At 44.8% G+C, this 12,561-nt stretch carries 9 protein-coding genes; 6 read left to right on the top strand and 3 right to left on the bottom strand.

The features are described 5' to 3' along the window. Positions 1-4: 4 nt before the first annotated feature. Both IRJ18_RS18440 and dapF read right to left on the bottom strand, forming a co-directional pair. Positions 5-1,981, bottom strand: coding sequence for an alpha-L-arabinofuranosidase C-terminal domain-containing protein (locus IRJ18_RS18440; protein WP_194107763.1), 1,977 nt, complete (start codon positions 1,979-1,981; stop codon positions 5-7). A 111-nt stretch (positions 1,982-2,092) separates the two neighbouring features. Further along, on the bottom strand, positions 2,093-2,881 hold the full coding sequence (gene dapF, locus IRJ18_RS18435) for a diaminopimelate epimerase (protein ID WP_194107762.1): 789 nt from the start codon (positions 2,879-2,881) through the stop codon (positions 2,093-2,095). 197 nt (positions 2,882-3,078) lie between these two features. Between dapF and IRJ18_RS18430 the strand changes: the two genes are divergently transcribed. Together IRJ18_RS18430 and IRJ18_RS18425 are read left to right on the top strand one after the other, a co-directional pair. Continuing rightward, positions 3,079-4,632, top strand: coding sequence for a Do family serine endopeptidase (locus tag IRJ18_RS18430; protein ID WP_194107761.1), 1,554 nt, complete (start codon positions 3,079-3,081; stop codon positions 4,630-4,632). 135 nt (positions 4,633-4,767) lie between these two features. Continuing rightward, positions 4,768-6,384 carry an ATP-dependent DNA ligase gene (locus tag IRJ18_RS18425; protein WP_194107760.1) on the top strand — a complete coding sequence of 539 codons (1,617 nt, stop codon included), beginning with the start codon at positions 4,768-4,770 and terminating at the stop codon, positions 6,382-6,384. Positions 6,385-6,429: 45 nt separating this feature from the next. On the opposite strand, the gene IRJ18_RS18420 is transcribed toward IRJ18_RS18425, so the two are convergent. Further along, positions 6,430-6,906, bottom strand: coding sequence for an Lrp/AsnC ligand binding domain-containing protein (locus IRJ18_RS18420; RefSeq protein WP_194107759.1), 477 nt, complete (start codon positions 6,904-6,906; stop codon positions 6,430-6,432). Positions 6,907-7,288: 382 nt separating this feature from the next. Here IRJ18_RS18420 and IRJ18_RS18415 point away from each other — a divergent pair, with 382 nt between their 5' ends. From IRJ18_RS18415 to infB, 4 genes are all read left to right on the top strand, one after another. Further along, positions 7,289-7,705: a hypothetical protein gene (locus tag IRJ18_RS18415; RefSeq protein ID WP_194107758.1), complete on the top strand. Its 417-nt coding sequence runs from the start codon at positions 7,289-7,291 to the stop codon at positions 7,703-7,705. A 93-nt stretch (positions 7,706-7,798) separates the two neighbouring features. Further along, positions 7,799-8,272, top strand: a complete 474-nt coding sequence (locus IRJ18_RS18410) for a ribosome maturation factor RimP (RefSeq protein ID WP_194107757.1) — start codon at positions 7,799-7,801, stop codon at positions 8,270-8,272. A gap of 3 nt (positions 8,273-8,275) precedes the next feature. After that, positions 8,276-9,511: a transcription termination factor NusA gene (gene nusA, locus IRJ18_RS18405; protein WP_194107756.1), complete on the top strand. Its 1,236-nt coding sequence runs from the start codon at positions 8,276-8,278 to the stop codon at positions 9,509-9,511. Between the two features lie 59 nt (positions 9,512-9,570). After that, positions 9,571-12,516 (top strand): translation initiation factor IF-2, encoded by a 2,946-nt coding sequence (gene infB, locus IRJ18_RS18400; protein ID WP_194107755.1) that lies wholly within the window; start codon positions 9,571-9,573, stop codon positions 12,514-12,516. Positions 12,517-12,561: the final 45 nt, after the last annotated feature.

Here is a 12,561-nt window from a genome sequence, read left to right as displayed (position 1 = left end):
CCAACTATTTTATCTTCAGCTTCAGCACATTTACCGAGTAGGCATCTATTTCCCTGTTAAAGTTTTTTGTCACCGCCGTAATTTCCTGTTTTACAGGGATAATTTTTTCCGGTTCATTTATTGAATTTGTATCCTGCGGCCCGCTGCCCTTTAAAACGGTCAAAGTAGCGCTGCTGTTAATTGCACCTGCCCCTTTAATATCAAGGTTAACTGTTTGGGCCTTGCCCGAGGCATTTACAATTTTGACATATAATATCCCATTTTTAGTATCCTGCGTAGCCACATAAAACATGGCTGGGATGGGCTTAGGCATCACGTTCCTTGCGCTGTCGCGCTTGTTGGGCGCACGGGTTTGCGTTGGGATGTTTTCACCCTGCATAGGTACTACCTTATCGCCCACATTGGTACTGAACATTTGTTGCGCGTAATACGATGGCGAACCATAGCTATTCAAAGCATTATACCCGATCAGGTCTGAACTCCATTGCATGGCGCCGGGGTTTACATTAACAAACAGCGGTGCATAGCACGACATGATCACATGGTCTGAATTACGTTCCATGCCAGTCATCCAGGCGGCATCGCCAAGGGCGGCATTCATATTAGGTGTTGGCGAACCTTCACGCGTTGCCCATTCGCCCACAAAAATTTTAGGGCTTTTACGGTCGTAATCATCATAATGCGCGGCATCTTCTTCCATCTCCCAGGCATTACGGTAGTAATGCTCATCATAAGCCTGCGGCACACGCGATTTGATGGGTGTACGCCTGCCCAGGCCATCTTTTCCACCTACGGTTGATATCAGTTGCAGTTGCGGGTATTTGGCTTTTATCGCATCGTAAAACTGGGTAAAGCGGCCGTCGTAACTGTGCGAAACGTCGAAGCCGTCCTCATTGCCAATTTCCACATATCTTAGTTTAAACGGCGCGGGGTGACCGTCTTTTGCGCGCACTGCGCCCCACTTGGTATTAACGCCACCGGTTACATATTCTATTTCTTCTAACGCCTCGTCAACAAAAGGTTTCAGGAAGGGCCCGGCATCCATATGGTCACCCTTTAAGGTGTAACCAGCGTAAACGGCCAATAAAGGTTCCATTTTCAAATCTTCGCACCATTCTAAAAATTCCAGCAGCCCCATCCCGTCAGATGCGCGGTATTTCCAGCAGCCGGGATGTCCCGGCCTGTTTTCCAGCGGGCCAAGTGTTTCTTTCCACGGGAAGCGGGTGGCAAACAAATCGCCCTCCAAAAAATTACCGCCGGGGAAACGCAGGAATTTAGGCTGCATATCGGCCATTTTTTGCATAATATCTATCCGGTTGCCATTGGGGCGGTTATTGTAAGTTGGCGGGAATAATGAAATCAGGTTAAACCAATAACTGCCCGCGTGCGAAGCGGTAATTACAAAGCGTGCGTCTGTAGTAGGTTTTGCGCTGGCCGTGGTGCTTAGCTTTAACGTATATTTTTTCCAGCCTCCTTTTATCAACGTGGTTGATGCTGTTGCATAAATAATGTTGCCATTATTGCTTTCAATAGCCGCGGTTAACTTGCCTTCTGCATCGTCACTCCGGGCGTAAAACGATGCAGTGTAGGTAGTTTGTGGTTTTACCGGAATACCCCAATAGCCACTGTTGGCTATACCTGCTTTGCCATTGGCATTGGTCACTACCAATTTAAGGCAGGTGGTTAACGCTTTATTGATGGGTTGTTTGCTGTCAAGTTCTATAGTAGCCCTGGCACCTCCGCTTTCCACTGCTGACCAGTTAGCAGGCTGTTTTGGGTCGTCTTTAAAAATGCGATTGCTAATTAGTTCGGCATATAAACCTCCGTCGTAGGAGTGGTTGATCTCTTCGGTCATTAAACCATATAACCGCGGACTGACATTTACGCCGGGTTTGGTCATATCAACAGTAAGCTTTACCTGTGCTTTTGCAATAGTAGCCACTACAAGGCATAAGGATAATATCCCGGCAAATTTTTTCATGATGGTTTACTTTGGTTTATAATTGTGTTTTTGACAATTATTATTTTTTACGAATTTATACAAAAAACAGAATTGTCCAAACAAAAAAATTAACGGAAAGGCATACGGGGATTATATTTCTATTTCGCCTTTAAAAACCTGCGTGGCGGGGCCTTCCAGATAAATATTAGTGAATTGATCGCCATTGCGGTCAAAGCGGATCTGCATGTGGCCACCCAGGGCTTTTATTGGGGTGGTGATATGCCCGGTTTGGTTATAATGCTTGGCCATAGCCAGTGCTACGGCTGTTACACCGGTACCGCAGGCAAAGGTTTCGTCCTCAACACCACGCTCAAAAGTGCGCACAAAGTAGCCGCCTTTTTCCATTGGTTCAACAAAATTTACGTTAATGCCTTTGGCTTTATAAGTATCGTTATTGCGGATGGCCTGCCCATCGTGGTAAACGTTTTTATTTTCTAAACCACCTGTCAGTTGCACATAATGCGGCGAACCGGTATTCAATACATAGGCTTCAGCGTCCCTGTCAATAGTATCTACATCTATCATTTGCAGGCTTACCCAGTTGCCTTCTTCTGAAATTCTGGCATAATGCGGGCCATCAACCGCCAAAAATTCAGTTTCGGAATCAATTACGCCTAAAAATTTAGCGAAGGCTACAATGCACCGCCCGCCATTTCCGCACATGCTGCTGGGTTGGCCGTCAGAGTTGTAATAAACCATTTCAAAATCAAAGCCTTCTTTGTTTTGCAGAAACATCATTCCATCGCCGCCAATTCCAAACCGGCGGTCGCATAAACGGGCAATCAAAGCCGGATCGTTATGATTTACAGTGCTTTGACGATTATCTACCAGCACAAAATCGTTGCCGGCCCCCTGGTATTTATAGAATGACAGTTTCACAATTCAATATTAAACAATTATCCGCTTTTGCGGAACACCGGGGGCTATAAACAGGTATAAATGACAGTTAGCTGGTTTTTTAACATTTTTTAACTAAATGAGGCTTAACTTATTGTTGACGATATAGTCTTATTGGTATTAAATTTGAACTATAAAACTGAGACCGATAAACTAAGTAAAGAAAAGGAATTTTAAATATGAAAAAATTTGGTTTAACTCTGTTAACCGCCTTTGCTGGCGGTGCACTGGCCATAGGGGCCTACAAAATTATGGAGAACAGGTACAATGATGGCCTGAGCTTTGAAGACAAACAAAAAGTTTATTTTACAAGTAACCCGTTATCATCTAATATTACCTCATCGGCGGGCGAAGTTGATTTTACGCAGGCTGCAGCAGTAGTGACGCCTGCTGTGGTTTATATCCGTACCACGTACGCGGCTTCACAAAGTGGTAGCGCTATGGAGGACATGTTTGGCCAGTTATTTGGTCAGCGTATGCCCCGGGGACAAAGACAACAGCGCGCGCCACAGGCTTCAGGCTCCGGTGTGATCATCTCTCCTGATGGTTATATTGTGACCAACAATCACGTGGTTGATAAAGCCGAAAAAATACAGGTGACCACGAATGACCATCGTGTTTTAGAAGCGAAAGTTATTGGCCGCGACCCTAATACCGACCTTGCTTTAATTAAAGTGAGCGCCAGCAACCTGCCAATTGTAAAATTAGGTAATAGTGATGATGTGCGCGTAGGCGAATGGGTATTGGCTGTGGGTAATCCATTTAACCTTACATCAACCGTTACGGCGGGTATTGTGAGTGCTAAAGGCCGTGGTATTGGCATTATAGGTACACAAAATGATGACGACGACAACCCTTTCTTTTCGCCATCACGTAATGCGCCTAAAAAACCTACCACCAATTCGGGTATCGAATCGTTCATTCAAACAGATGCGGCTATTAACCCCGGTAACAGCGGTGGCGCATTGGTAAACACCAAAGGCGAACTGATTGGTATTAACTCGGCTATTGCTTCGCATACCGGTTCATACGAAGGGTATGGCTTTGCTATCCCAATTAACCTGGCTAAAAAAGTATTAAATGATATTAAACAATACGGTTCGGTTAAACGCGGTTATCTTGGTGTAACTTATGTCGACCTGAGCAATAGCGACCAGGCTGAACTGGTAGGTGTAAAAGATAAAACCATTGGTTTATATGTAGATAAAGTATCTACCGGTGGTGGCGCCGAAGCTGCAGGTATCAAGTCTGGCGATATTATTACCAAAGTTGATGGCAACCTGGTAACCGAATCGTCTGATTTGACCGAGCATGTTGGCCGTATGCAGCCAGGTGATAAAGTAAAGATCACCGTTAGCCGCGATAACCAGGAGAAAAACTTTGTGGTTACGCTTAAAAGCGACCCGGGTACTATTAACAACGCCTTAGCCGCCACAAACCATCAGGAGTTTTTTGATAAAATGGGGGCTAACTTCCGTCCGTTAACACAGGCGCAAAAAGATCAGCACCATGTTAAATCAGGTGTAATGGTTACCGGTGTTACCCAGGGCGGCATGTTTGATGAATTAGGCGTAGCTTCAGGCTCTATTATTACCAGCGTTAACAAAACCCCGGTAAACAGCATTGAAGATATTGATAAAGCACTGGATGCCAGCAACCGCAGAGGTATACTGGTACTATCAGGTATTAATCCCGATGGCAGCACATTTAACAATGCGTTCCAGTTGCAGTAAATAAACACTATTGATTACAAATTTTGAAAGCCTTCCGGTTTACCGGGGGGCTTTTTTACTTTTTGTATGTCGGGAAACAAGTTCAGGGTGATGGTGCCATAAAACATATTTCCTACCAATTTGCTTTATATTAACATGAAAGCCTTTGCCCAGCTATTTCAGTCGCTTGATGAAACAAATAAGACCAACGAAAAGGTAGCCATATTAAAAGGCTATTTCAATTGCGTACCCGACGACGATAAAATGAATATGCTGGCGCTTTTTACCGGGCGCAAACCTAAGCGACCTATTAATTCAACATTAGTGCGCAACTGGGCTTTAGAGGCTTCGGGTATCCCCGCCTGGTTGTTTGAAGAAAGTTATCACGTAGTGGGCGATTTAGCCGAAACCATGGCCTTACTAATGCCCGCAGGTGAAAACAGCAGTAATAAAACGCTTACCGAATGGATAAACGAGATCAATAACCTGGGCGATAAAAGCGAAGAAGAACGCAAGGAGTGGCTTATCAATTCGTGGGCGATGCTGGATACGCAGGAACGCTTTGTGTTTAACAAACTGTTAACGGGCAGTTTCCGTGTAGGGGTGTCGCAAAACCTGGTTATAAAAGCTTTGGCAGATATTACGGGTATTGAAGCCCCCGCGCTCACCCACCGCTTAATGGGCAAATGGATGCCGGATACTTATACCTATAAACAGTTAACAGAAGCACAGCAGGCGGGGGACGATATATCGCGGCCGTACCCGTTCTTTCTGGCTTACCCGATACAGGAGACTTCTATCGTGCAAAAATCGGCAGATGAATTACAGTCGGCTTTAGGCGATGCAGCAAATTGGCAGGCCGAATGGAAATGGGATGGCATCAGGGCACAGCTGATCAAACGGAATGGCGAGATCTTTATTTGGAGCCGGGGCGAAGACCTGGCGACGGATAAGTTCCCCGAGCTGCACCCGTTTTTAAAAGAACTACCCGATGGAACGGTGTTGGATGGCGAGATATTAAGCTTTCGCGATGGCTTGCCATTGCCTTTTGGGATATTGCAAACACGTATTGGCCGCAAAAACCTCAGCAAAAAAATACTGGAAGATAGCCCGGTAGCACTTATTGTATACGATTGCCTGGAACATACTGGCGAAGATATCCGCCTGAAAACACAGACAGAACGACGGGAAATACTGGAGCGCTTACAGGCGGCAACATCATACCCGGAATTGTTTCGCATCTCGCCGGTAATAACTTTTTACGATTGGGAGGAATTGGCTGCGATACGTGCGCAATCGCGCGAAATGGTAGCGGAAGGTATTATGTTGAAACGTAAAGACGCTACCTACCAGGTTGGCCGCCGCAGGGGCGATTGGTGGAAGTGGAAGATCGACCCGCTATCTGTCGATGCTGTAATGATCTATGCGCAAAAAGGCCATGGCCGCCGGGCCGACCTGTATACCGATTATACGTTTGCCGTTTGGGATGGTGATAAACTGGTGCCATTCGCAAAAGCCTATTCGGGTTTAACCGATGCGGAAATAAACAAGGTAGATTATTTCATTAAACGCAACACGCTGGAAAAATTTGGCCCGGTGCGCACGGTAAAACCCGAACTGGTTTTTGAGATCGGTTTTGAGGGGATCAATAAATCAAACCGTCACAAATCGGGCGTGGCCCTGCGCTTCCCACGCATTTTACGCTGGCGACAGGATAAACCCAAGGAGGAAGCTGATACAATTGAAAGCTTAAAAGCGCTGTTGGGAGAATGAACCAATGATCAATCTCCCCGTATAGAAGCTTTTCGGTTTCTAAGACTAATCCAAACTTATTTGCCTGCGGATACTTTCCTCAAGCGATATAAAAGTTTCAGTGCGTTGTATGCCTTTTACGCTTTGTATCTGCTCGTTCAAAACCTCGCGAAGGTGGTTAGTATCGTGACATACAATTTTTGCGAAAATACTATAGCTGCCCGTAGTATAATGTAGTTCTACAATTTCAGGAACAGCCTGTAATTGTTTAACGGCATCATTATATTGCGACCCTTTCTCCAGGAAGATCCCCAGGAAGGCCGTTATATCATAGCCTAATTTTTGCGGGTTTACTTCCAGGCTTGCTCCTTTAATTACACCCATCTCCTCCAGCTTTTTCATCCGCACGTGTATGGTTCCGCCTGAAACGATCAATTCTTTGGCGATTTCCGTGTACGGAGTGGTCGCATTTTTCATCAGTATCGATAAAATCTGTATATCCAGATTATCAATTTCTAAATTTTGAGGTTTCTTGTGAGGCATAAATTTTAATATCGCTATTGAAATACAAGTTTAATTAAAATAAAAATAAAAATAAAATATTTTTATTGAAATATTTGCAAGAAATTATCAAATGCCTTTACTTTGTATCAAGCAAACGATAAAACGGGAGCGCGTTCTTTAAAAAAACATAATGTTGGGTGGTGAAATTTTTGGCAGACACACCTCCTTGTCCCGGTGGCGGAGATTATGGGAAATCAGGCAACTGACTAACCACTCTGTGAAGGTTCGATCCCTTCCCCAACAGCTCTTCTCATAATTTAGGTTTATAATTGGTTAGTAAAGGCCCCTGCCCATCAGGGGCTTTGCTGTTTTTATAGGTTTTGTAAATCGTACTTAAAAAATTGAACTATCTTTATTGTAAATGAGAAAATGCATTTGGCTTATCGCGATCTTATTAACCGCCTGTCAGCACAAGGCGGCGACAATTACGCTTAGTGTAAATAAAGCGCAAGGCGATGTAAAAGTCACCGGCATAGCGCAGGAAATTTTGTATACGCTTAAAGCAGATAGTGTCACTAATGCCATGCTGCAAAACCTGTTCCCCATATCGGCAATGCCCGCTGATACGGAGATGAAGAATTATCAGCGGCCTATAAGAGGCGAATATCAGGTATCAGATAACGGCATCACCTTCAAGCCCGATACACCATTTGTTATCGGTAAAACCTATTTTGCCCGTTATTATATTTATAGTGATGAGGTTAACCGCTTGCAATTGCTGCAGCAAAAAACAATGCCGGGCACACCAACCTATACCGAATTGATTTTTAAGTATTAAGCACTTGAATTTATAAATAAATGCACTATATTTGCATTATAATACAGGAGAGGGGGCTATAGTCCCCTCTTTTATTTTGCCGAATTAGCGGTTATGGATATTGAAAAAAAGATAAGGGAACTGGCCGAAGAGAAGATTGCCGAGATAGCAAGGCCGGATATTTTTGTGGTTGATGTGAAGTTTAACCCGGTAGGCAACAGGGCCGTTATTTTGCTTGATGGCGATAAAGGCGCGGGCATTGAAGAATGCGCACAGGTGAGCCGGTATGTAGGTTTCAAATTGGAAGAGGAAAACGTGATTGAGGAAGCCTATAACCTGGAAGTATCATCGCCGGGGATTGATACGCCACTGATGCTGGTGAGGCAATACACCAAAAACATAGGCCGTACGGTAGCCGTAAAAATGCCCGATGGTATTAAAAAAGAAGGCAAATTACTGGCAGTTAACGCGGCAGATATTGTAATAGAAGAACAAATAAAAGAAAAAGGGAAAAAGGCGACACTTGCAGAAACCAGCATCCCAATGGATCAGATAATGGAAATTAGAGTTTTAATATCATTCAAATAAGAGATGAGCAATATTAATTTAATCGAGTCTTTTCAGGAGTTTAAAGACTTTAAAAACATCGACCGCCCGACGATGATGAGTGTGCTTGAAGATGTTTTCAGAAGCATGATCAGGAAAAAATATGGCACAGATGAGAACTGTGACGTAATTGTGAATACGGACAATGGTGACTTGGAGATTTGGCGCACACGTGTGGTGATGGAAGACGGTTTCAGTGAAGATGATGACCTGGAAATTGAACTTGCCGAAGCTAAAACGCTTGACCCCGATTTGGAAGTAGGCGATGAGTATGTAGAGCTGATTACCCTGGAAAGTTTTGGACGCCGTGCTATTTTGGCTGCACGCCAAACGCTGGTATCTAAAATTTTAGAATTAGAGAAAGACGAGATATTTAAAAAATATAAAGACCGTGTAGGTGAAGTAGTGAGCGGCGAGGTTTACCAGGTTTGGAAAAAAGAAACTTTGGTACTGGATGATGAAGGCAACGAGCTTTTATTGCCAAAAACCGAGCAGATCCCTGCCGATTACTTTAAAAAAGGCGACCATGTAAAAGCGGTTGTGCATAAAGTGGATATGCTGAACAGCAATCCTAAAATTATCATTTCGCGTACAGCGCCCGAATTTTTACAGCGTTTGTTTGAACAGGAAGTGCCTGAGATTTTTGATGGCCTGATTACCATTAAAAAGATAGTTCGCGAACCTGGAGAGCGCGCTAAGGTAGCGGTAGAATCGTACGATGACCGTATTGACCCGGTAGGCGCTTGTGTGGGTATGAAAGGTTCACGTATACACGGTATCGTTCGCGAGTTGAAGAACGAAAATATAGATGTTATAAACTATACTAACAATATTCAGTTATATATCCAGCGTGCGTTGTCGCCGGCAAAAATCACTTCTATTAAATTAGATGATGAGAAAAAAACCGCGGCCGTGTACTTAAAACCCGATCAGGTATCGTTAGCTATCGGTCGTGGCGGGCATAATATCAAGTTAGCAGGCAAGTTAACCGGCTACGAAATTGATGTTTACCGCGAAGCTGGCGAAAACGAGGAGGATGTGGATATTGAAGAATTTTCAGACGAGATTGAAGATTGGATCATTGACGAGTTTAAACGCATTGGCCTGGATACAGCAAAATCTGTACTGGCCCTTAGCGTTGGCGAACTTGTTAAACGTACCGACCTGGAAGAAGAAACCATTAAGGATGTGTTATCAATTCTGCAGGCCGAGTTTGAATAACAGTGATTTCCAACTAAAAAATCGTATTTTTGCATAAATAAGACGAGAAACACTAATAAATGTCAGAAGACAAATCAATAAAATTAATAAAAGCAGTAAAGGAACTGAACATTGGTATGGGTACCATTGTCGATTTCTTAGCGTCCAAAGGCTACAAAGTTGAAAAACAGCCTATGGCCAAGCTGGATGCCGACATGTATACTACCTTGTTGAAGGAATTTGCTGCGGATAAGATCATTAAGGAAGAAGCGAAACAGATCGCCATTGGGAAGATCAGGAGGGAAGATACTGTTTTGCCGGCATCCGATAAACCATTTGAAAGCCACCGTTCAAAAGAATTTGAGAACGAGGAAATTCTGATAAAAAACACGGGGCATACTGCGCCACCGGTTGAAAAACCAAAGCCGCAACCTCAGCAAGAACGTGTTGAAGCCGCATTGCCGGGTGTAACTGTGGTAGGGAAAATTGACCTTGATAATATTGGCAAAAAACAGGTTGAAGAAAAGCCTGCTGAAGCGCCTAAACCAGCGCCAACTGCCCCAAAAGCAGAAGAGCCAGTAAAAGTGGAAGCGCCCGTTGAAGCACCTAAACCAGCGCCAGCTGCACCAAAAGCAGAAGAGCCTGCAAAAGTGGAAACACCAGTTGAGGCACCTAAGCCAGCGCCAGCTGCACCAAAAGCAGAAGAGCCCGCAAAAGTGGAAACACCAGTAGCTGCCCCAAAAGCAGAAACGCCAGCAGCGCCGGCAGAAGAAGCAACCGAGGACGACGAAGTGATACGTGCGCAGGCACAACGCTTAAGCGGCCCAACCATTATTGGTAAAATACAGTTGCCGGTTGACCCAAGCAGGCGCGGCGGACCAATAGCTTCGTCATCAAATGCGGCTAATAATGCCGATAACAAACGCAAGCGTAAGCGTAAAGAAGGCGGTGGTAACCAACCACAACAAGGTGGTGGTCAACCGGGAGCACAAGGTGGCAACAGGCCGGACAATCGCCCGCCAAGGCCAACTACTAATACACCGGGACGCCCTGATTTCAGGAACCGCACCCCAATAACCAATGGCCCTGCCGGTGGTGGTTCAAAAGAAGAACCTACAGAAAAAGAGATACAGGACCAAATTAAGGCAACCTTAGCCCGTTTAAGCGGTGCAGGTAAATCAGGCAAATTTGCCCAGCGTGCGAAATTCCGCCGTCAAAAACGTGATGATGTAGCCGCATCGGCCGAAGAGGATGCACTGGAAAGAGAATTACAATCGAAGGTATTAAAGGTTACCGAGTTTGTAACTGCTAACGAACTGGCTTCCATGATGGACGTACAGGTTACGCAGATTATCAGTACCTGTATGAGTTTGGGCATGTTTGTTTCCATTAATCAACGTTTGGATGCAGAGACTCTGACTATTGTGGCCGACGAGTTTGGTTATGAAGTAGAGTTTGTTAAACCACAGGACGAGGAAGCCAGTCTTGACGAAGAAGATGCACCGGAATCATTGATCCCGCGCGCGCCTATCGTTACTATTATGGGCCACGTCGATCATGGTAAAACATCGTTACTGGACTTTATACGTAAAACCAACGTAATTGCCGGTGAGGCGGGTGGTATCACCCAGCACATTGGTGCTTATGACGTTGCCTTGGAAGATGGCCGTAAGATCACCTTCCTGGATACACCGGGTCACGAGGCGTTTACCGCCATGCGTGCACGTGGCGCCCAGGTAACAGATATTGTTATTATTGTAATTGCTGCAGATGACAGCGTGATGCCGCAAACCCGCGAGGCCATAAACCACGCGCAGGCTGCCGGTGCCCCTATCATATTTGCATTCAATAAAATAGACCGCCCGGGTGCTAACGCCGATAAGGTACGTGAGCAATTATCTGCCATGAATATTTTGGTAGAAGAATGGGGTGGTAAATATCAAACACAGGAAATATCGGCTAAAACCGGTTTAAATATCGACTTATTGTTAGAAAAAGTATTGCTGGAGGCCGAATTATTAGAGCTGAAAGCTAACCCTAACAAACGTGCCGTAGGTACCGTTATTGAGGCTGCTTTAGATAAAGGCCGTGGTATTGTAACCACCATATTGGTACAAGCCGGTACTTTAAAAGTTGGCGACCCTATATTAGCAGGGTGCTACAGCGGACGTGTTAAAGCGTTAACAAACGCCCGCGGCCAGCGTATAGACAGCGCAGGGCCATCAATGCCGGTACAGGTATTGGGTATGCAGGGCGCCCCTACTGCCGGCGATAAATTCAATGCGCTGGAAAGCGAACCTGAAGCACGTGAAATTGCCAACAAACGTTTGCAATTACAGCGTGAACAAGGCTTACGTACACAAAAACACATTACCCTTGATGAGATCGGCCGTCGTTTGGCTATCGGTAACTTTAAGGAACTGAATATTATAGTTAAAGGTGACGTGGATGGTTCGATAGAGGCGTTATCTGACTCTTTACTGAAACTATCTACCGACCAGATACAGGTGAATATCATATCGAAAGCTGTTGGTCAGATCTCGGAATCGGATGTATTGCTAGCTTCGGCTTCAGATGCGATCATTATTGGTTTCCAGGTACGCCCATCAGGCGGTGCGCGTAAACTGGCCGAGCAGGAGCAAATTGATATCAGGCTGTACTCTATCATCTACGATGCGATCAACGAGATCAAAGCGGCGATGGAAGGTATGCTTGCACCAACGTTTGAAGAGAAAATTGTTGCTAACGTAGAGATACGCGAAACCTTTAAAATTACCAAGGTGGGTACAATTGCCGGCTGTATGGTACTGGATGGCAAGATCACCCGTAACAGTAAGATCCGTATCATTCGCGATGGTGTGGTTGTTTACACCGGCGAACTGGCTTCACTGAAACGTTACAAAGACGACGTGAAAGAAGTAAGTGCAGGTTACGAGTGCGGTTTGAACATCCAGAACTTTAATAATATTGAAGTAGGTGACATTGTTGAAGCTTATGAAAATGTGGAAGTAAAACGTAAGTTGTAATATAGCTAAAAGCGTAAGGCAGCAGCTTTACACATATCATAAACA

Source organism: Mucilaginibacter boryungensis (genome assembly GCF_015221995.1).
Classification (GTDB): domain Bacteria; phylum Bacteroidota; class Bacteroidia; order Sphingobacteriales; family Sphingobacteriaceae; genus Mucilaginibacter; species Mucilaginibacter boryungensis.
This window is presented reverse-complemented; position numbering and strand designations above follow the sequence as displayed.

Bases quoted from the DNA above. Each gene is read 5' to 3' on its own strand.
- IRJ18_RS18440 (WP_194107763.1), bottom strand. From the start codon at position 1,981: ATGAAAAAATTTGCCGGGATATTATCCTTATGCCTTGTAGTGGCTACT.
- IRJ18_RS18430 (WP_194107761.1), top strand. From the start codon at position 3,079: ATGAAAAAATTTGGTTTAACTCTGTTAACCGCCTTTGCTGGCGGTGCA.
- IRJ18_RS18425 (WP_194107760.1), top strand. From the start codon at position 4,768: ATGAAAGCCTTTGCCCAGCTATTTCAGTCGCTTGATGAAACAAATAAG.
- IRJ18_RS18420 (WP_194107759.1), bottom strand. From the start codon at position 6,906: ATGCCTCACAAGAAACCTCAAAATTTAGAAATTGATAATCTGGATATA.
- IRJ18_RS18415 (WP_194107758.1), top strand. From the start codon at position 7,289: ATGAGAAAATGCATTTGGCTTATCGCGATCTTATTAACCGCCTGTCAG.
- IRJ18_RS18410 (WP_194107757.1), top strand. From the start codon at position 7,799: ATGGATATTGAAAAAAAGATAAGGGAACTGGCCGAAGAGAAGATTGCC.
- nusA (WP_194107756.1), top strand. From the start codon at position 8,276: ATGAGCAATATTAATTTAATCGAGTCTTTTCAGGAGTTTAAAGACTTT.
- infB (WP_194107755.1), top strand. From the start codon at position 9,571: ATGTCAGAAGACAAATCAATAAAATTAATAAAAGCAGTAAAGGAACTG.